Raw genomic sequence first — 25,743 nt, 5'->3', positions numbered from 1 at the left:
GACTATGAAGATTTGGAAGCAATTACCGTATGGATGGAAGGTGGTCTCCGCCTTTGTTTTCTTTTTTTCGACCACCCTTTGTTTTGCTTATTTTAAGGGTAGGGACACAAAACCGGGTGTCCCGATTGAGATTCTGGCCACTACTCCTACGGAGGCAAATTCTTGGAAAGGGCATTCCAAGGTTGTTTATTTCTGGGCCACCTGGTGCACCATCTGTAAGGCTTACTCTCCCATTTTAGAGGCCAATTTAAGTTTCCTGCCCAAATCTACCATCTTCCTTTCCGTTCTGGAAGCTGAAGATTCGGAAGAAACCAAAGACATCATGACAAAACTCACACCAGATGCCAAACATCCGATTTATGCAGCTGATTATAGGATGTTAAAGGAATGGAGGATTTCTGCTTATCCTACAACGGTATTTTTGAATGAAGAGGGTAAGGTTGTATTTTCCGATACGGGAATCTTAAGCCCAATTGGGTTTTGGTTGCGTTCTTTTCTTTTGCGGTTCTTCTAAATTGTCGATGATATAACATGGATTCTTCCTTCAAACCCAAACCGCTTTTGAATAAGTCGGAACTCCGACAAATCAAACGCAGTAAAACTAGGGTAGAAGGAAAAAAAGTCATCACCGATGACGTAAAAAAACTCAAATCTCTCAAAGTCACACCAGAACTCAGTTTCCAAGAATCACTCGAGTACTACAAGGAACCGATCTGGATCGAATACTACATCCCAAAAGAATCTAGATTTGCCTTTGAAACCAAATATCTTTTTATCCTTCTTGTGGATCCCAAAGTCACAGAGGACCCTGCAGATGCTGAAAGAAAACGCGCCGTGGCCAATCGTGAAATCGTAGATGTTTTTGCTTATATGGAATCTCATCCAGAAGCCATAAGGCTTATTGAGGATTCCTATCATTCTACCATTTCCATGCATGAAACGGTTCATCATATTTTTAAAGCCTATAAAGAAACGGGTGCCACAGAAGATTTAAAAACGGCCTGTTATTTGACCGAGGCACTTTTAAAATACGAACCTACCATTGCTGGACTTACTTATTTCCGAGATTACGTAATTTATAATTTAAATTTTTTCATTCGCACACTCAATCGTTTGAAGATTGAATTTGCATTGGAAGATGCAACTGTATCATTACTCATCAAACGTAGGAATGAACTTTGGGAGTTAGAAAATCGTGTTGAAGACGAGGACTTTGATTTACTCGCCGCACTTTTTTTTGAACAAGCTTTTCCCAATCGTGGTGCTGGTGAACTTTCTAGTGATGATATGTTACTTTTTGAATGAAATCGAATCTTATATAAACCAATTAAATAAACCTAAAATATTTTTGATTTGTGGACCTGTTTCTGTAATGTTTTGAGAGATAGATTCGATCAATTGCATCGTGACTGGAATTTGTTTTTCTTGAAAGGTGAAACTAAGTTTAGAAACAGATTTTGAAGTTTCCTTGTAACCATTCCCTGTTTTGAATTCTTCTGTCAGTGGAAAACTTTCTAATAATACATTCCAAAAATCTGATTTAGAAACAAGCACTTCCGAAATGGTTCCAATTCCTGTTTTTAAATCACGATAGAGATGTTCTTTCATAAAGTCTTTGATCCCTAAGGACAAAAATTGTTTTTCACTTTTAAGTTTTGTGAGTCCAGAAACGACAGTTCTTGGATCAGAGATATCCCAATCTAAAATCAGAAAATGACAAGGTCCTGTTTGGATCCTTTTGACTAGGTATTCCATATTTCCTTCGGTGAATACAGTTTGACCCATTGCTTTTAAAAATACAGATAGGTGTTTGTCAAAGATGGGATCCTTTGTGTACACTACCCAAGTCAATTTTGACAAAGGTAAGGTTTTACAAGGGAAAGTATGGATTTCTGTGTATGATTTTTCCCATAATAGGGAAACTCCCATTTCTTTATAAATTTCTTTGTCTTCTTTTGTAAAATTACCACATAATACTGGTTCAATGCTCCAATCCAATAATTCTTTTGCGATCTCAGGTGTTGGTTTCGAAAAAAATCGAATGGAGTCTGGATGGTCTTTCCAAGTTTTCTGTGTACATTCTTTTACGACGAATCCTTGTACTTGTAACCATGCTATGATCAGGTTTTTTTCAAGCTCGGGAAGTTGTGTCAAAACAGCACCGAATAGAGAGTCCATTACGATTGTATTTTAGTTGACCCCCTGGGCTTGAAAGTCATTTTAAAAAGCATCTCCGATGAAGCTCCTTAAACGATACGCAAACCGTAGACTTTATGATCCAGAAACTAGCTCCACAATCACCTTAGAAGATGTGGCCAAGATGATCATCGGAGGAGAAGAAATTAAGGTCCAAGACAATATGACAGGAGAAGACATCACTCCTAAAATTTTGGGCCAAACCTTTCTCAAAGTCAGCCTCGGACAAAGAAACGAAGATTTTTCTAACTTTATGTTAACCTCTCTCATTCGTGAAACGGGACGAGATGTATCTGGACTTTTCGAACGACTGATTCTTGGTGGGATCGGTGCCAATTATCTAACCTCGGAACGTTTGGAAAAAATTGTTACCTCTATGGTGGAACTCGGAGAACTCAAAGAAGCTGATTTCAGTCACTACAGAGAGGATCTTTTACGCAAAATGGCCTCCCGAGCCAGCGAAAAGAAGGAACAAATCCAAAGAGATTTGGAAAAATTCAGCCAATCCATTTTGGTAGAAGACAAAGCTACCCTCGGGGATCTTTCCGAAAAATTAAAAGAAGTCGCAGAAAAATTAAAAGAAAATTAGCAGAAATCGGTTAGAATATGCGTCCCTACTAGGGAGGTTTTAGAATGATTCGAAAGTCTATTATTTATTTCTCTGTTCTCATTGTACCGGTGGTAGTCATCGCCGAAACGGGAGACAGGTTCTTTGAGATCCAACGCACCAGACTTTCTTCCTCCAATGTATTTGAAATTCGTGATGCTATAGATCAGCTTGCGTTTGTTAAATCCAATCAAGGAATCCGTGACATTATCTCAGCAATGGAAGGTTCTTCTGATTTTCCTGCAAGTCCGGGGAACGCACCGGCAGTGAAATTTTACGCGGCCCAGGCTCTCGGGAAAAAAGGGGAAAAAATTGCCGTTCCCCATTTGATTCAGGTTTATAAAAAGGAGTCAGCGAACATTCCGGAACACAATCCTCCTAAAAAACGAACTTGGAAGGATGGAGTGGCCGATCGTACTTCGGTCTCTAGTCCTTATTTTTACGAGGATGGTGAGATCCCGATTACCTTAGCATGTGGGGAAATCTTAAGAGCTCTTGGCTCCTTACCTTTGACTCCTGAATCGGAAACCACGATCAAATCAGCACTGACAAGTCCCAATTTTTATCTACGAAGTGCGGCTGCCGACGCTCTCTATTTTTCGGGGAAACGAGAATCACTCACAAGCTTACAAGAAGCCTTAGGTAAGGAGACAGTTCCTTATACAAAAATTTCAATTCTTTCGGCACTCGTTGGGTTGGAACGATTGCCCAATCAAAATTATAAAGCAGTTTTAGAATCACTCTTAGATAAAGATCCAGAGGTTCGGGCCAAAGCATCAGATGCACTCCGACGATTGGATTTTCGAATCTCGGCACCTTACTTAGAAAAGGTGATTCAGTCTGAGAATGATCCCAAGGTTTTAAAACAGATGAAATCTGATTATCAATTTTTGGTTTCTCTTCACACTCCTTAAGTTTTCTATTTTTCATTGTGGACAAATCCGCTTTTTCTCATAAAATGTGACAGAGCGGAGAAATTATGAAAATAAATAGCATTCTAGAAGCCATCGGAAATACACCTCACGTAAGACTGTCGCGACTTTTTGGAACCGACCATGAAGTTTATATGAAACTCGAAAGACAAAATCCAGGTGGATCCATCAAAGATCGGATTGCTCTTGCGATGATTGAAGAAGCAGAAAAATCAGGTAAATTAAAAAAGGATTCTTTTATTGTAGAACCAACTTCTGGAAACACAGGTATCGGTCTAGCTATGGTAGCAGCTGTTAAAGGATACTCGATCACTCTAGTGATGCCTGAACATATGTCTGTAGAAAGACGTAGGATTATGGCAGCTTATGGTGCTAAGTTTGAACTTACACCGAGAGAAAAAGGTATGCCAGGTGCTATTGCAAAAGCACAAGAAATTGTTGCTGCCAATCCTAATGCATGGATGCCACAACAGTTCGAAAACGAAGCTAACATTCAAGTCCATAGAGAAAAAACAGCAGAAGAAATCGCAAAAGATTTTCCAGATGGTTTAGACTATATCATTACAGGTGTAGGTACTGGTGGTCATATCACTGGATGTGCGGAAAATCTAAAGAAAAGATTTCCTAAACTAAAAGTATTTGCTGTAGAACCAGAAGGTTCTCCGGTTTTAAGTGGTGGTAAACCTGGACCTCATCCTCTCCAAGGGATTGGTGCAGGTTTTATTCCTAAAAACTGTAAAACAGAATTACTGGATGGAATCATTACTGTTGGTAAAGATGAAGCCTTTACAATGGCAGTTCTTGCGGCAAAAAAAGAAGGAATTTTTATTGGAACTTCTTCTGGTGCGAGTCTTGCTGCTGTATCTAAAAAACTAAAAGAAATTCCTGCAGGTTCTAAGGTTCTTACTTTCTGTTATGATACAGGAGAAAGATACTTATCTGTTGAAGGATTGTTTGTTTAGTAGGTTTTAACTATCACCAAACTTTTAATAGTCGAATCACCGACAAAAGCAACAACAATCGCATCTTATTTAGATAAAGATTGGGTTGTTGTTGCTACCAAGGGTCATATCAAAGACCTACCTGCCAAATCCTATGGGATTGATTTCCATAATTCTTTTGAACCCGAATATGAATGGTTAAAAGGCAAAAAATCTGCTTTTTCCGCCATTAAAACAAAAGCTAAATTAGCCTCCATCATCTATATTGCCAGTGACCCCGATCGAGAAGGTGAAATAATCGCCAAACATTGTTTTGATGAGCTCATTAAATTAAAAAAACCAATTTTCCGACTTCGATTAAAGGAAATCTCAAAAGAAGAGGTAAATCGTCAGATTGGGCTAAAGTCTGGGCTCGATTTGGCAGAAATAGAATCACAAATTGCGAGAAGGGTCGTGGACCGAATTTTTGGTTTTGAAGTTTCGCCAGATCTTTGGAAACAATTGAAAATTTCCTCGTTATCAGCGGGTCGTGTACAATCTACCGTTTTACATTGGATATGCGAAAGGGAAAAAGAAATCCAAAATTTTTCCAAAGAAATTTATTACCAATTGAAACTAAACGGATCTGTTTTGGGGGACGAGGTGAGCCTTGAATACCAAACGAAGGAAAAAATGGATTCAAAATCCATTCAAAATTTAGTTTCTGAATTAGGAATTTTTCCAGAACCAGCCCGCTTAAAAGAAATTTTATTATCCCAGATCAAAAAGAAAAATATCAAAAGAAACCCACCTCCCGCTTTTTCTACAGCCAGTTTACAAGAAACCAGTTCTCGGATTTTAGGATTTGATTCGAAAAAAACAATGAGACTGGCGCAAATGTTATTTGAAGGAAAACAAATTGGTTCAGGAGAAAGGGTTGGACTGATTACTTATATGCGTACAGATAGTACACGTGTTTCGGATTCCAAACGTGAATTAGGTGAAATATATTTAAAAAAACATTTCCCGGGTTTAGTGTCTGAAAGTCATACTCCCAAAAAACAAAAAAAGTATTCTCAAGATGCTCATGAAGCAGTCATTCCTATCAATCCCAATTATACTCCTGACTCGATATCATCTTATCTCTCTCCGGATGAAAAGAAACTTTATACTTTAATTTGGGAACGTTTTTTAGTTTCTCTAATGAAACCGGAATTGGGTGAAGAAACTATTTATGAATTCCAAAAAGACAAACATACCTTTTTTTATAAGAATGAATTCATTACTGATCCAGGGTTTAAAGTTTTTGGAAAAGGGGAGAAGAAAAAAAACTTTAAGAGGTTTGATTGGAAGGTGGGAGATAGTTTTTTATACAATTCTCATTCCATTGAAGAAAAACAAACAGAACCTCCCGTACGTTACACAGGAGGTAAACTTGTACAGAAGATGGAAGATACAGGAGTGGGGCGGCCATCTACTTATGCAAGTATCATTGAAACCTTAAAAACTAGGAAATACATTGTGGAATACCATAAGTCCATTGGCCCAACAGCTCTTGGAATGATAGTGGATGAATATCTTTTTCTTAATTTTCAAGAGATGATTGGTGAATCTTTCACCAAAGACTTAGAAAACAAGTTAGACCAAATCACCGCAGATAAATCATCGCGTATCAGTCTGATCCAAAATTTTTATGATAGTTTACTTGGTTTGTTACGAACACCAAGAAAAAAATATACGATTGCTGGAAGAAAACATTCAAAATACAAAGAAGAAACTCTCCCTGGTTCGTTCGAAAAACCCAACCCAAATCGTTCCGCGAAAATAAAAGCCTCTACAACTAGAATTTCCATTCCCTTAGAGCAAACAAACGCAAAAACTTGTCCAGTTTGTAAGGAAGGTGTAGTAAAAACGAAATTAGGTAAAAACGGAAAAACCATTTATTTTTGTTCCCGTTACCCACATTGTGACTACATCACCTATGAACCATAAACAAAAGAAAACTCTGATCCTTGTGAATTTAGGTGGTCCAAGAACCAAGGATGAAATTGAAGTTTTTTTAACGGATCTATTTACAGATCCTTTTGTTTTTGATTTACCTCTACCGGAATTCGTTCGTTTGCCTCTCGCTCGTTTCATTGCTAAAAAAAGAACTCCTAAAGTTACAAAGATATATGAATCAATGGGATTTGGTGGCGGTTCACCTTTGGTTGCAGAAACAGAAAAACAAGCAAAATCATTAGAAAAACTTCTGAATACAAAAAGCTCTATTCAGTGGACGGTAAAAGTGGCTATGACTTGTGGTTTCCCGCATATTAGAGAGCCTGAGTTTGGGAAACCTGGCCCTGATACTATTTATTTACCCCTATACCCGCAGTACTCTCGTTCTACGGTGCTCTCTACGTTAAATCATTTGGAAAAAAAATTTAAAGAATGTCCTGTCGGAAGTGGTGGTTTTATACCCAGCTTTGCTTCTGATTCAGAGTTTCACCAAATCACTGCTAGGTTTATTTCTGAGTTTTTTACTGGTTTATTAAGAAAAGAAGATTTTTTGCATTTTCCCAAAGAAAAACCGGCAATCCATTGGAAAGAGTCTGATTTGGTTTTTTCGGCTCATGGGGTTCCTATGCGACTCATTCGAAAGGGTGATCGCTATATGCAGGAAATTGAATCCTCCGTATTGGGTATCACAAACGAGTTACGAAAACTTGGTTATCAAGGGAACGCTCACATCTCTTATCAAAGTAAGGTGGGGCCAGCAAAATGGACAGAACCAAGTTCCTTGTCTATGATTGAATCACTTTCGAAAGAGGGAAAATCGATCCTTGTGTATCCAATTAGTTTTGTGAGTGATCATTTGGAAACCTTAGAAGAAATTGGCGAGCAGTTTAAAACTTTAGCGTTGGAATCAGGTGCCAAATCTTTTACTAGAATTCCTGCTTTGGGGATTTATCCTCCATTTATGGAATTTTTAGTAAAAAAGGTCACCCAAGGAGATACTCTCATCCGTCATTGTCAATGTAAGGAAATGGGAGGGGAATCACTCTCTACTTGTCGATTCAAATAAAGACCGTAGTCCAATCCCTTTGCGGTAGTTCCCAAAAAAACGAATGTCGATTCCCTGTGATAAAAAATTAGATTCCAAAAGATCTAAAGACTCGTTAAATTCAAATAAAGTCCTATCATAAGCGGGAAAAACTCCTGTCCATGATGTTACATACACTGCTTTGGGTGATTCTAATTTTCCTGTAATTTGTTTTCTATCAGTTTCTAAAATTGATTCCCAGGAAATAGTTTCGTTTTCTCTCGCTACATTTGGATAAATCCAAGTCTCAGAATGTAGGCCTTCCGTAGCTCGATTAGAGAAGATATCTGAATTGGATAAAACTCCTAGAGCTCGAATCCCTTCATTTTTAGCAAAAAGGATTCCGAAACATGATTTCTTTGTTAGGTGAGAGTGGCTGAAGCGGGTGATGGTTGTAATGGAAAGTAAGTTAGGGAGTTTTTCCTTTTCTATTTTGTCTTTAAGTAAATGAATTAGATTTTTTAACGAAATAGAAAATCTGATTTTTCCTTTCAGTTTCAGTATTTCATCCAAACTTTCAAACTGGAAGTTTGTTTTGATTTGTATTTTTGGTTCTAGATACCGAACTAAGTGATTTACTAAATCACCCATTCCTCCTGAAAAGGAAACAGTTCCATAAGACTTCTTTTTGTTTTTCTTTATTTCTTGGAGGATCGTAGTATTCCCCAAACCTTCCCATTTGGAAAAGATGGATTCTGCTTGCAAAGCATTGAGTCTTGTTCCGTAAACTCCACCGATTGCTGGTTCAATGATATTTTTTGTGACCGAAATTCCAAACGTTTTGTTTGCCCAGATTTCCAAGTTTTCTTTTTCATTGAACCGTATTTTTTTAAATCCAACAGTTAATAGAAGTTTAACTCCTGTTAAGATAGAAATAGGAAGTCTGGAAAGTTTTTGATCCACCCAAAAGTAACGTCTTCTTGCAGCTTTGTTTGGGAAAAGAGGTATGAGTCCAATCTCATCTAACATAGATTTTATTTCATCTGTCAGTAAAACTCCGTTGGCAGCTAATTCAACAAGACCTTCCTCTACAGTTTTTGTTCCAATCACCCCGCCCAATTTATCTTTCTGTTCATATAAAATCACAGAGTCGCCACGTTTTGTGTGGTGATAGGCAAGGAAGAGTCCAGTGATTCCCCCGCCAATGATATGGACTGGTTCCCTCATATTGCTTTTGAAAATACTGGTTTTGTTGGTTGGTTCAGTTGCAATTTTTCATCGAAAGCCATCGCGATAATTCTAAGGAATGGTTTTCCTGATTCCGTGACGATAAGATCATCCCCTTGCCAATGAACCAACTGATCCGATTCCATTTCTTGTAAAAAATGATAAACATGGGATTTCATATCGGTAGGAACATTCACTTGCCAAGAGGTCATTAAATCTAAAATTAATTGTTTTCGAATTTGGTCAGACTCGGAAAGTTTATGACCACGTAGGATGGGGATGACCCCATCTAAAATAGATTTACGATATTTCATTTCTAGTTTTTGGTTTTGGAAGAATATATCTGGTGTCTCAGAGATGGAAGAGGATCCAAGTCCTAACATCACATCTGTTTTGGATTCACTATACCCCATAAAATTTCTATGGAGTTTTTTCTGGTTAAAAGCTTTCCAAAGTTTGTCATGAGGGAGCGCAAAGTGATCCATTCCAATTTCTCTGTATCCTTCTTTTTCTAATAAACTCCTTCCGATTTCGTACAATTCTCGTTTTATGGTAGGTTCGGGTAGGTCTTTCTCTGTAAATAGTCTATGTGATGCTTTGATCCATGGTACATGTGCGTATGAATAAAAAGCAATTCGATCCGGTTTTAATTCCAAAGTCCGTTCAATAGAATATTTCATTGAATCCAAAGTTTGTTTGGGTAAACCGTAGATCAGGTCAAAGTTTATAGAATCAAATCCTAGTGCTCTTGCTTCTAGGGTAATGTTTTCTGTAAGTTCAAATGGTTGGATGCGGTTGACGAGCCTTTGGACTTCTGGATCAAAGTCTTGAACTCCTAAACTAATCCTTCGAAACCCAAGTTTTTGCAAAAGTTTTAGTTGAGAAACTCGAGTTCGTCTTGGATCTACTTCAATTGAATACTGAGGATCATCCGATGGATTTAATTTATTTAAAATAAATTCAATTGTAGATTGTAAGTGATAATCAGAAAGGTAAGTAGGACTTCCGCCACCTAAGTGGAGTTCACTTAAATTTTTTCCATTAAGAGCAGAGATCTTTTCTGTATAAAGTTGTAATTCGTTTTTAAGTGCGGCTACATAAGGTTCTTCGACTGTATGGTTTTTTGTAATGGAAGTGTTACAACCACAAAACGTACAGAGTGTTTCGCAGAATGGAATATGAAGGTATATCGCTAGTTTAGAATCTTTCGGCGAAAGATGAGTTTCTAGAGATTGGATGCACTCTTCTAGTGTTGGTGAGTCTGTCCAATAGGGAACTGTCGGATAACTGGTATACCTTGGTGCGGGAATATCGTATTTTTCGAGTAGGTGTTTCATTCGCTAAATACCTTTCTTGTTTCATCAATGAGTAAGTGGACGGATTCTTCTGGAGTAAACTGCAAAACTCCGTGACCGAGACCAGCAACCCATCCTATTCTTTCTTCTGGATTTAAATCTTTTATTGGTAAAAGATATTCTCTAATTTTCCGTTTGAGTGTCGCTTGGTCCGCGAACAAAAGTTCTTGGTCGAAATTGCCTTGGATGAATCCTTTTCCTCCAAACGTTTTTAATGTTTCTTGGATAGAAAAACGATGGTCGACTCCAAAACCTGCTAAGTTTTGAATTTTGTGAATTTGTTTGACTTGTTCTTCAGTGGAAGTTTTGGCATAATAACCAATTTGGTTTGGAAAAGATTTCGTAAATTCTGTCATGGGTTCTACAACATAACGATGGAAGTTGTAAGGATCTAACATTCCCGCAGCAGTGTCGAAGATCATCACTACTTCAGCGCCACCTTCCAGTTGTAAGTTTATGTTTTCTTTTATAAGGGGAACTAAAGTGGAATAAAATTTATCCACAAAACTTTGATTTGTTTTGATAAAAGATAAGTTGCCATCATGTTTGCCGATACTCGCATAAGTCATTAAGGTAAAAGGGCCACCGACAAAACCAATAAGAGAAACATCTTTTGGTAAAACTTCTCTTGTGCGAATCACTGCGTCTTTTTGAAATCTAAGCCCTTCAATTGCTTCATCTACTGGTTTTAACTTTAATAAATCTTTTTCTGCTGTAAGCGAGAATGAGAGCTTGGGGCCTGGATCATACGTTAAACCCATACCAAGAGCTTCTAAAGGAAAAAGAAGGTCGGAAAATAAAATACTTACATCGAACCCAAATTCTTTCACAGGTCCAAGTGCGACTTCGGCAGCTAGTTCTGGTTGTTTGCACAATTCCATAAAACTATAAGTTTCTTTTAAGTTACGATAATGGGAGTGGTATCTTCCTGCTTGGCGCATAAACCAAATCGGAGGAATATTTTGTGGGATTAGTTTTAAGGCATTAGAAAATCTTTCATTCCTGAATTGAGTGGTGATCATTATTTTTCCTTTAATGCCTGTTTGGTTTTATTTAGTGTAGCTTCTATGATTTCATCACTATGAACAGTAGATAAAAAACCTACTTCATATCCACTGGGTGCCAGATAAACTCCTTGTTTTAAGAGTTTATGAAAGAAAACGGCGAAATTCTTTTTATGATCACTCGGAATATCTGTGATGGTTCGAACCTTTTCTTTGGTTTTTCCTTTGAGCCAAAAAAGACTTCCGAAAGTTACCGCTTCCCAACCATCATCTCCAGATTCTTTTAAAAGATTTAAAATCCCGGATGTAAGTTTTTTTGTTTTTGTTTCCAATTCAGGATAAGGATTTTCATTCCAGGCTTTTGTGAGTGTTCTTAGACCAGCTCGCATTCCGATGGGGTTTGCAGATAAAGTCCCTGCTTGGTAAACGGGGCCACTTGGTGCTACCAAATCCATTAGTTCTTTTTTTCCCGCGTAAGCTCCTACCGGGAAACCACCACCGATGATTTTTCCATAACAAACAAGATCGGGAACAATTCCAGTGAGTCCCGCCATTCCTTGGAAAGAAACTCTGAAACCAGAAATCACTTCATCGAACAAAAGTAAGGTGCCGTATTTGGTTGTCAGTTCTCGACATTTTTTTAAGAATTCGATTCTTTGTGGAAGAAGACCGTAATTTGCAGGAATGGGTTCAATAATAAGACAAGCGATTTCTTTTCCATGTTCTTGGAATAGAGTTTCGAGTGCCGTTTCATCATCTAACGGTAGTACGAGGGTGTTTTGAATGATTTCTGGGCCAATTCCTTTGCTATCGCTGGAACTTTCTCCTGCTAGGCCAGATCCGGCTCTGACTAGTAACTGGTCTAAATGACCATGATAACATCCATCAAATTTTAAAATTTTACTCCGACCGGTTGCCGCTCTTGCCACACGAAGGGCACTCATCACTGCTTCTGTGCCTGAGTTTACAAATCGAATTTTTTCAGCCCAAGGAATACGACTTGTGATAAACTCTGCAAGTTCTAATGAATAAGGTTCACAAGCTCCAAAGGACCAAGCCCTTCTGACGGTATCTTCCACAACTTCTTGGATTTCAGGATGTCTATGACCAAAGAGGAGAGGGCCAAAACTAAGGCAATAGTCGATATATTCTTTTCCTTCAACTGACTTTAGATAGGCGCCATTTGCTTCGCTAAAAAAAACAGGAGTGCCTCCGACGGAAGCGAAGGAACGAACGGGGCTATGAACCCCACCGGGAACAACATTTTTAGACCTTTGAAATAGTTCTTCAGAATTCATGAATACAACCTTTGTGCTAGCCTTGCGCCATAAGTGATTAGATAAGAAGACCCAGCCCTTCGGAATACATCCCAGGTTTCTTTTAGGCCTTCTTCGAAATTTAAAAAACCTTCGTTTGCTAAATAAACAAGACTAGCGTATTCTCCACTCACTTGGTATGCACCAGTAGGAAGTCCTGTTTTCTCTTTGATAGGTCCAATGAGATCAATCGCCGTCATTCCTGGTTTTACCATCAGTAAGTCAGCACCTTCTTCTTTATCTCGAATGGATGTATGAATGGCAGTATCACGATCGCGAACATCCAGTTGGTATCCACTTCTGTCTCCGAATTGAGGAGCAGAATCGGCAGCACCTCGGAATGGACCATAAAAATTACTTTTGAACTTTGTCGAATAACTCATGATAGGTACCATCGTGTGACCATTGGCATCCAGAATTTTTCTATGAGAACCAACGCGGCCATCCATCATATCACTTGGCGCAATTCCATCTGCTCCAGCATCTGCATAAATGAGAGCAAGATCAGAAAGACGTTTGAGGGTGAGTTCCAAGTCGATGGTTCCCGATTTATGGAAATGACAACAGTGTCCAGTGGTTGTCACGGAACAAATGCAAGTATCCAACCAGAGAAACATGTTAGGGAATTTCTTTTTGATAGCGCTGATATTGGAATGATAAAAATCTTTTGGGAAACTTGTATCAGACTTATCTTTCGGTACCATGAATAATAGAAATTGAGTCACTCCTGCATTCAAATCGGATTCAATTTGATGGAAGATGGACTCATTTGTATCGCGGAAAACATTTGGTAATCCCTTGATTGGTTCTTTGTCAGTGGTTCCTTCCGTTAGGAAAAGTGGTTGGACCATTTTTTTTACATTCAAGGATTCTGTTTCCCCAAGGTTTCTTAAATATTGATTGGAACGTAATCGAAGTGTTTGTTTTTTCATGGCTTTATATACCTTTCTACCCAGGAATCAAAAGATAATGAGACAAAAACTCTAGTTTTGGCTGCCTCTTCTCCTATCACCTGTTTGATTTTTTTGAATGTGGAGCCCGGGCCAACAAAGTGAATGACATCTAATAACTCAGGGAACCGCTTTGTTACAATGTCAAACTCGGAACCACTACGCCAATATGCGACTTTGATGTTCGAAGTATCAAACGGAACTGGAATTTCAGGAGCCGAAACAAAATACGTAGAGATTACCGGATAGATACTATTTTGTTTATCTGAATCAACATGTGTGAGTTTGACAAATTTTGTTTTTCTCCCCAGTAGAGTATCGATTAAAGGTGGTTCACTTTCACCTAATCCATCACAGGTGCCATTAACCCAGAACCCTCTTAGTGCTAGATCCTTCCATGTGGATAATCCTGCAGACCATAAAATTTGGTTTGTTGGATTTACTGATAAGTCTAAGGGGAATGCATACCCACGAGAAACAAACACATCTACATCTTTTGGGATTGTATAAGTAAGTCGTTCTCTTTGCCTTGCCGCCATTTTCGCGTTTGGTGGCCATGTTTCATTTTTGTTAAAACTGAAATTTGGAATTCCTGATAATTCTTTTGAGAAGAGGGTTTTTCCGTCTTCTGTTTCCCCGCGAATAAAAGTGATTTGTCCATAATCTCTTGTTAAAACGGAAACTCCAATTTTTTGATGACATCCACCACCATACTGAGATAAAATATTTCTTTCTTGGGTTGCGGTGTTCTCTGCATTTTTGTTAGTAATTTCTCTAAGTAAGGATTCTAAATGTTTGTCCTCTTTTCGAATTTCTGCACAGAGTGCTCCTTGTGCTGGTGCACTAGGAAAAATCGAAGATGGCATGACCATAAATAGTGAAAGATTGATGGTTTCCCTGATTAATTGTTTTACTTCTTTTAATTCTGGAATTTGATTTTCTTCATCATCGAAACTTAAAATACGATCTAAGGCAGCTTTCGCTACTAATATTCCACCGTTCTCATGTTCTAAATACTTACGAAGTCTCGTTTGTATGTTTCCTCGAACAGATTCAATTTTAACCTGAAAGGAATTGATCGGAGTTGGGAAATATGATTTTACGAAATCTTTGATATGGTGTTCTCTTCTCGGGGAAGAAGTGAGAATAGTAATTTCGGTTGGTGCTGCTATCCATTTATTTCTTTTGAATAACAAAACATCGCGAACGTCTTCTCGTTCTAAGATGGGAACAAGAATAGTATCTTTACGTTCCCTTAAATCCATATCTTTCCAAGAATGAATGACAATGTCGATTTTATGACTGAGTAAGTCTTCCTGAAGGTCTTTCGTAAAGATTCCTTGGCCAGCAAATTGCCAAAGTGGTGTTTTTAGATCTTTATCACCTGCTGATTCTCTAAATACTGTTTGGAATACTTTTGATTTGTTTTTTTCTTGGAGGGCTTTGGTTACAGAAAGAATTTGAATTCGAGAAAGAAGTGAGGACCTTCCTCCGATTTTTATAATATCAGACAAGTAAATCTTCCCATCCATTCATAATATGTATTTGTTCCTCCTCTCGTTCCCTTGTGAGCTCTGTGAGAAAGTATTGTAAATCCATCTTTACTGATTGGATTTGTTCATCTGTTTCCTTCAGATCAATTAGAATTTTTGAAAGAGGTGTATAGTTTTTGTAATGATGATTGTTCGAAGTCATTTCTCTAAAATCTAAAATAAAGGAAGAACTTTCAATCATCGATTCCCAGTTGAATGGTAGAAAACTGGAAGCGATGACAATGGCTTCTTCACCTGGTTTATAATCTTCCCAATGATAAGTCGTGATGGGGAATTCTTTTTGCAATTCTGACATTCTTGTATGGTCACGGCCAACGAGATTGACATTCCTCCCTTTGGTAACTAAGTAAGGAAGAACGGAAGTGGCAAGTTTTCCTGTCCCTAAAAGGGTAACTGATTTTTGGTTTTGCAAATAAGAATCTGCAATGCTACCATAAGTTTGTCTCCCAATTCCTGTTAAATACTTGGAACGAATTTGTTTGGTATGTTCTAAAATCTGATCTCGTAGCCTTAGTAGAGAAAGGGAAAATGTAGAGTCAGTTAACTTTTCTTCTCTAAAGCGATCTCGGAACTGTGCTTGGATTTCTGATTCTCCGAAAAGTTTGGATCTGAGACCGGAAACGACTTCTAAAAGAAAACGATAAGCTTCATAACCACGAAATACTTCGTATCCTTTATAAAATCTTTCAGATTCCGAAATGGGAAATATGCGGTTGTCACTAAAAGCGATGGATCTTTGGCATGTTTGCCATAACTCCAGACTATTATCGTCTAAAGGTTTTACTATGAGATCATTTGAATGTAAAAGAATCAGGTTCGACCACATAATTTTATTCTACCAAATACAAAGTTCCAACTGTCACAAGATTGTCAGTCGCTAAAAAAATAAAATATGATATTGAAACTAAGTCTCAATTAATAAGGAATGGTTTATGATGAACGAAAAAAATTGGAAAGAAAAACTCACTCCCTTACAATACCAAGTCACCAGAGAAAAAGGCACCGAACGGCCGTTTACTGGTGAGTATTATGAACATAAAGAGAAAGGAACATATCTTTGTGTTTGTTGTGGAGAGGCCTTGTTTTCATCTCAAGCTAAGTATGATTCTGGTAGTGGTTGGCCTAGTTACTATGAGCCAGTTAAAAAAGAAGCTGTAGCAACAGAGTCAGATCAAAGTCATGGAATGGTAAGAACAGAAATCCATTGTCAAAACTGCGGAGCACATCTTGGTCATGTGTTTCCAGATGGACCAAAACCTACTGGATTACGTTATTGTGTGAACTCCGCATCTTTGAAATTTCAAAAGGAATAAATGGATCCCTTTTAAAGGAAGAAGTTATGATTCAGAGATATCCCATTAGAGTTTTTTTTGAAAGTGTAAGTCTGTTATAACTAAGTTTGTAAATGTGATTCCCTTACATAAGTTATTGCAATTAAAGTTCGAGAGGATGTTACCAACTTTAGTCAGTTAGCTTTTTGGGATATTGGCTTACTTTGGTCAGTGGTAAGGCGTTGTCAAAGGTAAGGCGTTGTCAAAGGTAAGGCGTTGTCAAAGGTAAGGCGTTGTCAAAGGTAAGGCGTTGTCAAAGGTAAGGCGTTGTCAAAGGTAAGGCGTTGTCAAAGGTAAGGCGTTGTCAAAGGTAAGGCGCGCGAAATTTCTACTAGCTAGAAAAAGTAAGTCACTTACTCTTTCAACCAGGATACTTCCAGGCAACCTTCCGGTTTTCTGCTATCGGGAACTACAGCACGATCCAGGGCAACCGCGCCCAAGTTGAGTCCGATTCGGAGAGCAATCCTTTTGGCTAAGTGAGAGTATTGGTTGGCTTCACAACGGTTGCCCAGTCTCGATTCTAATTTAGAAATTTGTAAAAGTAAGCTAGCATTTCCCTCAGACTCTTTCATCCCAATTGCATGTTTGAGTTGGATGGCTTTTTTTAGATCCTCTCTAGCAGAGATGAGGTCGTTTGATTCCATTTTTTGAATCGCTCTCTCTTCCAGTCCCGTAATGACGGAAGGAATTCTAGACAACCTCGTGTTCCGCAAGATGTCTTCGGCAGATTCCTCAAAGATTGGATTTGCATGCAAACCAAAAGAAATGATGAATAATATAGCAGTTTGGTATTTGGTCATACAATCTAAGCCTCGCAGACTTTCTCGACTTATAGAATGCATAATTTGTGCCAAATACGATAAAATACTCATAGACGATTTCGATACTGACTTTCTAATGAAACTGACTCTGGCCGAGCGATCGCCTTTTTCCTTTCTTCTGGAAGGAGAGGGGAGGAAAGTCCGGACACTAGGGGACAATCGGACCGAGTAACACTTGGGCTGTTAGATTCCAGAAATGGAACTAATAGACGGAAAGTGCAACAGAAAGTATACCGCCTACTTCGGTAGGTAAGGGTGAAATGGTGGAGTAAGAGCCCACCGCTCTATTTGTAAAAGTAGAGGCGGGTAAACCCTCCGATGTGCAATCTCAAGTAAACAACCGTTATGAGTTTGTCCCGCCAGGTTGTGGGTAGAGAGCATTAGATAAATGATCGCATAAAACAGAATCCGGCTTACGGGCCAGAGTCACCTTTTTTTAGAATACCTTGAATTACCTCTTCTTCGTTAGGTGAGTAGAATACACAAACAAGGCTCCTGATTTTTAGAATTGTTTCTGCTAGACTGTTTCTAGTTTCTGTTTGATTCCAGTTTTCAAAACCAATGATGATCCCACATGTTTCTTCCATCCCCGCAAATTCTTTGTAAGAATAGTTTCTCATTCCGTTTTCATCTAGAAATTGTTTTAATCCATTTTGTGAGGCAAACTCTTCCGACTTGTAAATCACAACAATTTCATCGTTAACTACTTCTAAAACTTTTTTAGCATAACCATAACACCATCGTATTTGGTCTGTTATGTCATCGTCTACTTTTATGAATTGAATATCAGAAAAATTGGTTAGGGTAGGTGATTCGGAAAAGTCTGAGAGTAGGGCATTTGCCAAATGAACAATTTCAGGAGAGTTTCTTATGTTTCGAGTGATGTCCCAGATATGAACAGGTAATGAATTCCAATAATTGAGCAAATCTGATTTCGAATATTTGAACCGTCTGGAAATAAACAGAATCCAATTTTTATTTTCCCAAAAGAATTTTGAGAGATATAAAAAAACTTCATTCTCTGGTAATTGATCGATGATGTCTTCGATTCCATCAGCGATGAGAAGATCCATGTGGTTATGATCTAGTTCGTTTAGATTTGAGATGAGTTCAATATTTGTTTTTTCTGGGATGTTGGCCAATTCCTCTTTCCAAATCTCATAAAGAGCCTTTGCTCCTTGCCATAATAAAACTTTTTTACCGGCTCGTGCATTTTGTAGAGCTAACTCTCCGGCCAGGATCGATTTTCCAGAACCCGTACTTCCAAATACTAAGTTATGTGGGTAATGATTGATTCCTTCCACCAACTCAAACTGTTCTTTTGTGAAAAATAATAAATTCTCTTCTTCCTTTTCTTTTTGTGAGCGGAAAGTTTGAAAGAAGTTGAGATTTTTTTTAATGATTTCGTGTGCTTTTAGCAAAACAGATTCCGGTAATGGTTCTCTGTTCTGTTGTTGGAGAATGGTTTCCAAGATGGAGTTTAAATCAATATCATCTTTTAGTTCCTTACCTCCAAATACAAAAAGATGTTTATCATTAGGTAAATGAAATTCCTTTCTTTCATTTTTTAAAAAGAAAACAGCACTATCATAATAATCTTCCGGAAATAAATCAGTTAAGTTGTTATGGTTTTTAAAAAATTCTCTAACTAAATCTCTTTGGGTCACCACTTGTTCAATGGGGTTAGAATAAGATTTGCCTTCCACTGATTTCCAATCTCTTTCTCGAACATTATAAAATTCCCATTCGCCTTTTCGTTGCCTCCACCTTCCATTCTTTAATTCGATGGTGATCACTCCATAGGGTGAGATCACAAGAAAGTCGATTTCTCGCATTGGAACATCGGGAGTGATGAGGGTTATGGAATAATAGATATTACAATGAATGCGAATTTCCTTAGAAAAACGGGTATAAAAATGGGATTCGAGCGAAATATCTTTCGCTTTTCCGTGAAACTGTTTTGGATAAATCATTTTTTAGTTCTTTAATCTTACCACAAATGATTCCATTGGCGATATGAAACTGATCTCACTCTCCTTTTTTTTCTGTTTATTGTTTTCTGCCTGTGCTGGTGGAAATATTAAAATAAAAATCAAACCTGATCTTTCCGGCGATTTGGTTTTGTATCAGAAAAAAATTACTAAAAAAACTTCTGGTTTGTTTTTTGGATCAGGACTTGTTCCTGTCGGAGAACTTGAAATCAGCATCAAGGAAAGAGCCTATCAATTTAAAAATTATACTCATATCCTTCCTCCAGGATTTCGGTTTATCGAATTTACAGAAGATCAAATTCACGAAATCCAACTGGTTGTGGACACTAGTAAATCTTCTCCACTTCTTTTGGCATTGGAAATTAATAAGGATGAAATTAATTCTATTCTAACGGAAGCAAAACTTCGCGATGATCTACTTAGGTTCAATACTCTTGTGGAGTTCATTCAATTTGAGATTCAGTTCCCTTTCCCTATCAAAAAAGTGAAATTTGCAGAACCAAGAACGCCTGGTGAATGGACAGCTAGGTTGGATAGTAATGAGAAGATGATTGTGAATATTCCTTTACATTCGGTTTGGTCCAACGAACACCAAATCACAACGATTCAAATTTATCCAGATTCGAATTAGGATTTACGAAAATATTTTGAATTTAAGTTTTGTATAATTTCCTTTAAAGCGAGTCTTCTTTCTTTTTCGCTCGGAAGGATTTCTTTTAAGTTCCTACGCATTTCAAAAAGAGTTTCCATTAACTCATGGTCCTCTTCTGGGATGGTTTCTTCAAAAAGTTTCCGTAAAGTAGAGGAAACACCGGCAAACTTTCCATCGGTGGATATCGCAAATTGAATTGGTCCGATTGTTACTGATGAAGATGAATAGAAGTCACAATTTTTGGGATCATCAACCGAATTGACCCAAATTCCTTTTGCCTTTGCAAGGGTCCGGAATTTTTGATTTGTTTCGGGGTCATTCGTACCTAAAAAAATAATATCGCGATGGTTCAGATCTTCTTCTTTAACGGCACGTTCTTCTGTGATGATGTTTGGATACTTAATTAAAAAAGTTTTTACTTCAGCATTAAAATGAATCGAGATGATATGGATTTTGGCACCAGTAAATTCAAGTCCCAAAAGTTTTTCTAAACAAGCATTCCCTCCACCAACAATTAGAATATTTTTATTTTCTAAATTTAAGAAGATGGGATATTTTTTATAATTCATTGGAAATGAGATTTTGTGATTTTTTGCCTCGGAGTTTTTCTTCGCGTTTCAAAAGAGGGCGGATCACTTCTCCCACATAAAAGATTCCTGGACCAGCGGAATGTTTAATGATTCCAGCCAAGGCAGTTTCTCCTAGAGTGGATGTTGTATAAACGGGATTTCCATTTCCCACTTTTTCTGCTAGAACCACTGGAGTTGATTCTTTGATTCCTTTACGAATTAACGTTTCTGCAAGTTCCTTTGTTTTTTTACTTCCCATCAGGATGGCAATGGTGCCTAAAAAATTTTCCATCCCGATCCAACTGCGTTCGTCTTCTAAAATGGTATGACCATCGAGGATGATGATTTGTCTGGATATTCCACGAACCGTGAGAGAGAGACCTAATTCAGCCATTCCCGTTGTTACGGAACTCACTCCCGGAATTACCTCGAAAGGAATTCCCACTTCTTCTAAACTTTGGATCTCTTCGGCAAGCCTTCCAAAAATAGAAGCATCGCCGCCTTTCAGACGCACCACCCTTTTTCCTTGTGATGCAAATTCTACAAGTAGGGCGTTGATCTCTAACTGGGTGCGGGCATGTTCGTTTGCTCTTTTTCCAACGTAAAGAATCTGAGCATCCTCAGGAAATAAGTCTAAAAAGCCTGGATCGAGTAGAGCATCGTAAAGAATGACCTCGGCGGATTCGATGCGGCTTCGCCCACGGAGGGTCAAAAGGTCAATGGGACCGGGGCCACCGCTCACAAAACTGACAAACCCATGTTCTGTCTTATTGGAGGACATATCTGTTATACCTTGCGATATCGCACGAAATAGTCAAGTGATTGGCTAATTATTTCTACAAAATCTCCAGTTTTTTGGTTTACTTGGGCTATATCTCTGGAGGAAGATTCAATTTATCAGACTTTTTGGATGTTTTACTGGAATCCAAATCAAAAATAGGTTTTTATGCTATCCGATGAGAAACGCAATCGCTTTTTACAGTTACTGAAGGAATCCACAAAGGACGAATGGGTGTGGATGTCTGGATATTTATCAGCGCTCACTCAGGCAAGTATTGGGGGAAGTGTAGATGTCTCCCTCACACCTCCTGTGAGCATTGATTCGGGAACAGACCCTTTACATGGAAATTTAAAAACTCAACCCATCCAATGCAGCGTTGTTTATGGGACGGAAACTGGCAATTCGAAGAAACTTGGAACAGAACTTGTTAAAAAATTAAAAGAACTTGGCGTCTCTGCCAAGTTAAAAAGTACAGATACTTACAAAGCTAAAGATCTTAAAGAAGAAGAATATTTATTTGTTGTGGTTTCAACTCATGGAGATGGAGAACCACCTCAAGCGGCAAAACCTTTCATTCAAATTTTGACCGATTCAAAAGATTCATTATCAAAAGTTAAATTCGCTGTACTTGGATTAGGTGATACAAGTTACCCACTTTTCTGCCAAACCGGTGAAGATGTTGATTCGCTGCTCGCTAAATTAGGTGCAGAACGTATCCAACCATTAGGAAAATGTGATGTAGACTTTGACTTGGTTGCCAAACCCTGGATGAGTGAACTTATTTCTAAACTCAATGCACATTCTAAAACAGCAACAACACAAACTCAAAAACCCAATCAAGGCCCCGTAACCAAACCAGCAGCTGGTGGTAAGGTTGTTTATGAAGGCACTGTTGTTACAAATATTGTTTTAAATGATGTCGGTGCTAGTAAATCAACAAGACATATCGAAATCAAATCTCCAGTTCCTGTTGATTATCTTCCAGGCGATAGTGCTGGGTTCTTAGCATACAATCGCGAAGATGAAGTGAACAGAATTATGTCTTTGTTAAAAACAGATCGTGAGTCTCGAGTTACTTATAAAGGGGAAACTTGGATGGCTTATGATTTATTCCGTAAAAAAGTATCAGCACGTTTTTTACCTGATAGAGTGATCCAAAAATATGCGGGTCTTGTTGGAAAAGAAATCCCTTCCGGTAAATTGGATTTAGATGTTTTATTAACATTATATCCTTCTGAAAAACAATTAGAACTTCAGGCACTTGTTGATATCTTGGAACCAATTGTTCCAAGATATTATTCGATTGCTTCTAGCCCGGCAGCACACGGTGAAGAAGAAGTCCATCTAACAGTCGCAGAAGTAGAAATCGAAACTTTTACTGGTATTAAAACTGGTTTTTGTTCTGGATTTTTAGCAGATTTAAAAGAAGGGGATGTGGTTCCTTTCTTCATCCAAAGAAATAATTCCTTCCGGTTACCAAGTCCCGATACTGATATCATTATGATTGGGCCGGGGACAGGAATTGCTCCTTTTAGAAGTTTTTTATTTGAAAGAGAACAATCCAGTGGCAATGGAAAGAATTGGTTATTTTTTGGAGAACGAAATTTTGTCTCCGATTTTTATTACCAAACAGAGCTTTTGGAACTAATGGATACAGGCGTATTGCATAAGTTAAATGCTGCTTTCTCTAGAGATACAAAGCAGAAAGTTTATGTTCAGGACCGAATGGGAGAAAATGCTGCCGAACTTTTGAAGTGGATCGAAAGTGGAGCAGTGATTTATCTATGTGGGTCAAAAGATCCAATGAGTAAGGATGTTGACCGCAAACTCATTGAAATTCTATCGGAAAGAACATTTGATACAGGAAAAGATGCTTCTGATTATTTAAAAGAATTAGAAGAGGCCGGTCGCTACATTAAAGACGTTTACTGAGGTAATCATGGCAGAACAAAAAAAAGAATCAATCGCAGAAAAAGTAAAACGCCTCAGTCGAGGGCTTAGGGGAACACTTGCAGAAAGTTTGAAAGATGAACATACTGGTTCTCTTCGTTCCGATGACCAACTACTACTCAAGTTTCATGGAATGTACCAACAAGATGATCGTGATCGTCGAGAAGAACGTGCTGTAAAAAAATTAGAACGACTTTATTCCTTTATGATTCGTTTGCGAATCCCTGGTGGAATGATTGGGCCTGTCCACTGGGAAGCCTTACATAATGTGGCTGGTGAAAATTCCACAGGAACCATTAAAATCACAACACGCCAAACAGTGCAACTTCATGGAATTTTAAAAGCAAAAATCAAACCAACCATCAAAGCGTTTGATTCTGTGTTTTTGGATTCCGTTGCTGCTTGTGGGGATGTCAATCGTAACGTAACTTGTACTTCAAACCCTGCCACAAGTCCTTTGCACAAAGAGGTGTTTGGGTATGCAGGGGAAATCAGTCGTTCCCTTTTGCCAAAAACAAGAGCTTATTATGAGATCTGGCTCGATGAAAGTCTTTTGGCTGAAAAGGAAGAACCAGAAGATCCATTATACAAAGATGTTTACTTGCCTCGTAAGTTTAAAATTGCAATTGCAATTCCTCCTTATAACGATGTAGATCTTTTTACGAATGATATCGGACTCATCGCCATCATTGAGAATGGGCAACTCGTTGGTTTCAATGTAGCCGTTGGTGGTGGTCTCGGAACCACACATGGAAATCCAGATACATATCCAAGAGTGGGAACTGTATTTGGTTTTATTCCTAAAAAAGATATCTTAAAAGTCGTTTATGAAATTGTAACCGTACAGAGAGATTTCGGAAATCGTGAAGATCGAAAACTCTCTCGTTTGAAGTATACTTTGGACCGATTGGGTGTTGAGTTTTACAAAAGAGAAGTAGAAAAAAGAACCGGGATTAGTTTTGAACCGACAAAAGATTATCAATTCACACAAAGGATTGACGATTTTGGTTGGAAACAAGATGCAGCAGGTAACTGGCATTATACTGTGTTTGTGGAAAATGGTCGTGTTTGTGATGAACATGGTTACAACTTAAAAACAGCACTTTTAGAAGTTTCCAAAACTAGAAGAGCAACGTTTCGTTTCACTTGTAATCAAAACTTAATTCTTTCTGATATTTTTCCAAAAGATAAGGATCTCATTGAATCCATTCTCGTTAAGTTTGGTGTTCATCGAAAAACGGCAGAGGTTTCTCCGATTCGTAAAAATTCAATCGCTTGTGTGGCATTAAGTACTTGTTCTTTGGCTTTGGCCGAAGGACAGAGATACCTTCCTAGCCTCATTGATAAGATTGAACCCATCCTTGGAAAACATGGACTTGCAGAAGAACCAGTATCGATCCGAATGACAGGTTGTCCCAATGGATGTGCACGGCCTTATATTTCTGAGATTGGACTTGTCGGAACTTCTTATGGAAAGTACAATTTACATTTGGGAGCAGATGCGGAAGGTTACAGGCTCAATCGTAAGTATAAAGAAGATTTGGATGAAACAGCAATTCTTTCTGAATTAGATGGGCTCTTTGGAAAATTTGCAAAAGAAAGAAATTCCAAAGAGTCTTTTGGAGATTATATCAATCGAATTGGAATCTTAAATTAAGATTCCAATTCCTTGGGAGCAGTTTTATTCCAATAAGTAGCAATCGCGGCACCGGCTATCAGGTGCCAGATTCCCCACCAAGCACAAATCATTGCCATACCGCCCAGTCCATCAAAGAAACCGAAGACAATCGCAAGGCCAAGACTTGAGTTTTGAATTCCTGTTTCGATCGCTACCGTTTTTCTATCGCCTAATGGTAAACGAAACAGTTTAGCAAAGTAATATCCTAAAGAAAGTCCGGCCAAGTTCATCACGAATACAAGCCCAAAGAGCAGATGGATGTACTCTTTAAAGAACTTCCAGTTACTCGCGAGAGCTCCTACAATAAAAAAGCCGAGTAATAAAATCGAAATCCTTTGCACTGCGCGTTTCACAGTGTGTGTGAGTTTTGGAAAAAATTTTTGAAAGAGAATTCCTAGGATGAGTGGGACGACAAGTAAGACCGTGATGGAAACTAAAATCTCATAAGGACTGACTGAAATCGATTTAAGATACTCCCGAGTGATGGGCAGTAAATTTCCCCAAAAGAAAAATCCAATAGGAGTCAGAATAAAAGCGAAAGCAGAGGAAAACGTGGTTAAACTCACAGATAAAGCTAAATTTCCCTTCGCTAAATGTGTGAAAAAATTTGACATATTCCCACCGGGACAAGCAGCCACAAGAACCATACCGAGAGCAAGACCTGGATGAGGATTGATCACCCAAATGATGAGGAGGGTGGCTACTGGTAACAGAATGTATTGGCTAAATAGACCAACAAACGCTGGTTTGGGATAGCGGAGTAGATGTTTGAAGTCTTGGAGTTTTAATTCCAAAGCAATTCCAAACATAATAAAACCAACGAGAGCATTGATTAGGTAAACTGAGTCTTTGTTAAAATTAAGGCGAACTGAATTAATATCCATT

At 38.2% G+C, this 25,743-nt stretch carries 23 protein-coding genes, 1 other RNA gene and 1 pseudogene; 12 read left to right on the top strand and 13 right to left on the bottom strand.

Annotated features, from left to right (window positions below):
* The first annotated feature begins 4 nt into the window (after positions 1-4).
* Positions 5-514 carry a TlpA family protein disulfide reductase gene (locus CH361_RS17110; RefSeq protein ID WP_100792042.1) on the top strand — a complete coding sequence of 170 codons (510 nt, stop codon included), beginning with the start codon at positions 5-7 and terminating at the stop codon, positions 512-514.
* A 17-nt stretch (positions 515-531) separates the two neighbouring features.
* Entirely contained in the window at positions 532-1,305 is a 774-nt protein-coding gene (locus CH361_RS17105; RefSeq protein WP_100792041.1) for a hypothetical protein, read from the top strand.
* 9 nt (positions 1,306-1,314) lie between these two features.
* Here the strand turns inward: CH361_RS17105 and CH361_RS17100 are convergent, their stop codons facing one another.
* On the bottom strand, positions 1,315-2,178 hold the full coding sequence (locus CH361_RS17100; RefSeq protein ID WP_100792040.1) for a hypothetical protein: 864 nt from the start codon (positions 2,176-2,178) through the stop codon (positions 1,315-1,317).
* A gap of 58 nt (positions 2,179-2,236) precedes the next feature.
* Here CH361_RS17100 and CH361_RS17095 point away from each other — a divergent pair, with 58 nt between their 5' ends.
* The 5 genes from CH361_RS17095 to hemH all read left to right on the top strand — a co-directional run bounded on the left by CH361_RS17095 (position 2,237) and on the right by hemH (position 7,722).
* Complete coding sequence (locus CH361_RS17095) at positions 2,237-2,785, top strand: polyhydroxyalkanoate synthesis regulator DNA-binding domain-containing protein (protein WP_100792039.1); 549 nt, start codon at positions 2,237-2,239, stop codon at positions 2,783-2,785.
* 44 nt (positions 2,786-2,829) lie between these two features.
* On the top strand, positions 2,830-3,717 hold the full coding sequence (locus CH361_RS17090; RefSeq protein ID WP_100792038.1) for a HEAT repeat domain-containing protein: 888 nt from the start codon (positions 2,830-2,832) through the stop codon (positions 3,715-3,717).
* A gap of 65 nt (positions 3,718-3,782) precedes the next feature.
* A complete protein-coding gene (cysK, locus tag CH361_RS17085; protein ID WP_100792037.1) occupies positions 3,783-4,697 on the top strand; it encodes a cysteine synthase A in 915 nt (304 codons plus the stop codon).
* A gap of 57 nt (positions 4,698-4,754) precedes the next feature.
* Positions 4,755-6,647, top strand: a complete 1,893-nt coding sequence (gene topA / locus CH361_RS17080; protein WP_244279945.1) for a type I DNA topoisomerase — start codon at positions 4,755-4,757, stop codon at positions 6,645-6,647.
* Entirely contained in the window at positions 6,637-7,722 is a 1,086-nt protein-coding gene (gene hemH / locus CH361_RS17075) for a ferrochelatase (protein ID WP_100792110.1), read from the top strand. Before topA ends, hemH begins: the two co-directional genes overlap by 11 nt.
* On the opposite strand, the gene CH361_RS17070 is transcribed toward hemH, so the two are convergent.
* From CH361_RS17070 to CH361_RS17040, 7 genes are read right to left on the bottom strand one after another with little or no spacing between them, the layout of a single operon-like run.
* The gene (locus tag CH361_RS17070) at positions 7,696-8,907 is read right to left on the bottom strand and encodes a protoporphyrinogen/coproporphyrinogen oxidase (RefSeq protein WP_100792035.1); all 1,212 of its coding nucleotides are present in this window, start codon (positions 8,905-8,907) and stop codon (positions 7,696-7,698) included. The genes hemH and CH361_RS17070 overlap by 27 nt on opposite strands.
* Complete coding sequence (hemN, locus tag CH361_RS17065) at positions 8,904-10,244, bottom strand: oxygen-independent coproporphyrinogen III oxidase (RefSeq protein WP_100792034.1); 1,341 nt, start codon at positions 10,242-10,244, stop codon at positions 8,904-8,906. The genes CH361_RS17070 and hemN overlap by 4 nt, the downstream gene beginning before the upstream one ends.
* On the bottom strand, positions 10,241-11,284 hold the full coding sequence (locus CH361_RS17060) for a uroporphyrinogen decarboxylase family protein (protein WP_100792033.1): 1,044 nt from the start codon (positions 11,282-11,284) through the stop codon (positions 10,241-10,243). Before CH361_RS17060 ends, hemN begins: the two co-directional genes overlap by 4 nt.
* Complete coding sequence (hemL, locus tag CH361_RS17055) at positions 11,284-12,564, bottom strand: glutamate-1-semialdehyde 2,1-aminomutase (RefSeq protein WP_100792032.1); 1,281 nt, start codon at positions 12,562-12,564, stop codon at positions 11,284-11,286. The genes CH361_RS17060 and hemL overlap by 1 nt, the downstream gene beginning before the upstream one ends.
* Complete coding sequence (gene hemB, locus CH361_RS17050) at positions 12,561-13,514, bottom strand: porphobilinogen synthase (protein ID WP_100792031.1); 954 nt, start codon at positions 13,512-13,514, stop codon at positions 12,561-12,563. The genes hemL and hemB overlap by 4 nt, the downstream gene beginning before the upstream one ends.
* Positions 13,511-15,046 (bottom strand): hydroxymethylbilane synthase, encoded by a 1,536-nt coding sequence (gene hemC / locus CH361_RS17045; RefSeq protein WP_100792109.1) that lies wholly within the window; start codon positions 15,044-15,046, stop codon positions 13,511-13,513. Before hemC ends, hemB begins: the two co-directional genes overlap by 4 nt.
* Positions 15,039-15,911 (bottom strand): Rossmann-fold NAD(P)-binding domain-containing protein, encoded by an 873-nt coding sequence (locus tag CH361_RS17040; RefSeq protein WP_100792030.1) that lies wholly within the window; start codon positions 15,909-15,911, stop codon positions 15,039-15,041. The genes hemC and CH361_RS17040 overlap by 8 nt, the downstream gene beginning before the upstream one ends.
* 106 nt (positions 15,912-16,017) lie before the next feature.
* Here CH361_RS17040 and msrB point away from each other — a divergent pair, with 106 nt between their 5' ends.
* The gene (gene msrB, locus CH361_RS17035; RefSeq protein ID WP_100792029.1) at positions 16,018-16,398 is read left to right on the top strand and encodes a peptide-methionine (R)-S-oxide reductase MsrB; all 381 of its coding nucleotides are present in this window, start codon (positions 16,018-16,020) and stop codon (positions 16,396-16,398) included.
* Between the two features lie 371 nt (positions 16,399-16,769).
* On the opposite strand, the gene CH361_RS17030 is transcribed toward msrB, so the two are convergent.
* Complete coding sequence (locus tag CH361_RS17030) at positions 16,770-17,216, bottom strand: LEPBI_I1174 family sigma 54-regulated protein (RefSeq protein ID WP_100792028.1); 447 nt, start codon at positions 17,214-17,216, stop codon at positions 16,770-16,772.
* 105 nt (positions 17,217-17,321) lie between these two features.
* Here CH361_RS17030 and rnpB point away from each other — a divergent pair.
* Positions 17,322-17,669, top strand: an RNA gene (gene rnpB / locus CH361_RS17025) — RNase P RNA component class A.
* 1,151 nt (positions 17,670-18,820) lie between these two features.
* Here rnpB and CH361_RS19905 read toward each other — a convergent pair.
* Positions 18,821-19,210, bottom strand: a pseudogene (locus CH361_RS19905) (nuclease-related domain-containing protein); the annotation flags it as partial.
* A gap of 43 nt (positions 19,211-19,253) precedes the next feature.
* Here CH361_RS19905 and CH361_RS17015 point away from each other — a divergent pair.
* Positions 19,254-19,859, top strand: a complete 606-nt coding sequence (locus tag CH361_RS17015) for an LBF_1134 family protein (RefSeq protein WP_208861463.1) — start codon at positions 19,254-19,256, stop codon at positions 19,857-19,859.
* Here CH361_RS17015 and CH361_RS17010 read toward each other — a convergent pair.
* Both CH361_RS17010 and cobA read right to left on the bottom strand, forming a co-directional pair.
* Positions 19,856-20,449, bottom strand: coding sequence for a precorrin-2 dehydrogenase/sirohydrochlorin ferrochelatase family protein (locus CH361_RS17010; RefSeq protein ID WP_100792027.1), 594 nt, complete (start codon positions 20,447-20,449; stop codon positions 19,856-19,858). The genes CH361_RS17015 and CH361_RS17010 overlap by 4 nt on opposite strands.
* Positions 20,439-21,230, bottom strand: coding sequence for a uroporphyrinogen-III C-methyltransferase (gene cobA / locus CH361_RS17005; protein ID WP_100792026.1), 792 nt, complete (start codon positions 21,228-21,230; stop codon positions 20,439-20,441). The genes CH361_RS17010 and cobA overlap by 11 nt, the downstream gene beginning before the upstream one ends.
* Before the next feature lie 165 nt (positions 21,231-21,395).
* On the opposite strand from cobA, the gene CH361_RS17000 reads away from it, so the two are divergent.
* Together CH361_RS17000 and CH361_RS16995 are read left to right on the top strand one after the other, a co-directional pair.
* Positions 21,396-23,162, top strand: coding sequence for a diflavin oxidoreductase (locus tag CH361_RS17000; RefSeq protein ID WP_100792025.1), 1,767 nt, complete (start codon positions 21,396-21,398; stop codon positions 23,160-23,162).
* Positions 23,163-23,169: 7 nt separating this feature from the next.
* The gene (locus tag CH361_RS16995; RefSeq protein WP_100792024.1) at positions 23,170-24,837 is read left to right on the top strand and encodes an NADPH-dependent assimilatory sulfite reductase hemoprotein subunit; all 1,668 of its coding nucleotides are present in this window, start codon (positions 23,170-23,172) and stop codon (positions 24,835-24,837) included.
* On the opposite strand, the gene CH361_RS16990 is transcribed toward CH361_RS16995, so the two are convergent.
* Complete coding sequence (locus CH361_RS16990) at positions 24,834-25,742, bottom strand: bile acid:sodium symporter family protein (protein ID WP_100792023.1); 909 nt, start codon at positions 25,740-25,742, stop codon at positions 24,834-24,836. The genes CH361_RS16995 and CH361_RS16990 overlap by 4 nt on opposite strands.
* Position 25,743 lies beyond the last annotated feature (1 nt).

Origin of the sequence: Leptospira brenneri (assembly GCF_002812125.1) — a bacterium.
Lineage (GTDB): Bacteria > Spirochaetota > Leptospiria > Leptospirales > Leptospiraceae > Leptospira_A > Leptospira_A brenneri.
Note: the sequence above shows the minus strand (reverse complement) of the source record. Positions and strands in the feature narration are given on the sequence as shown.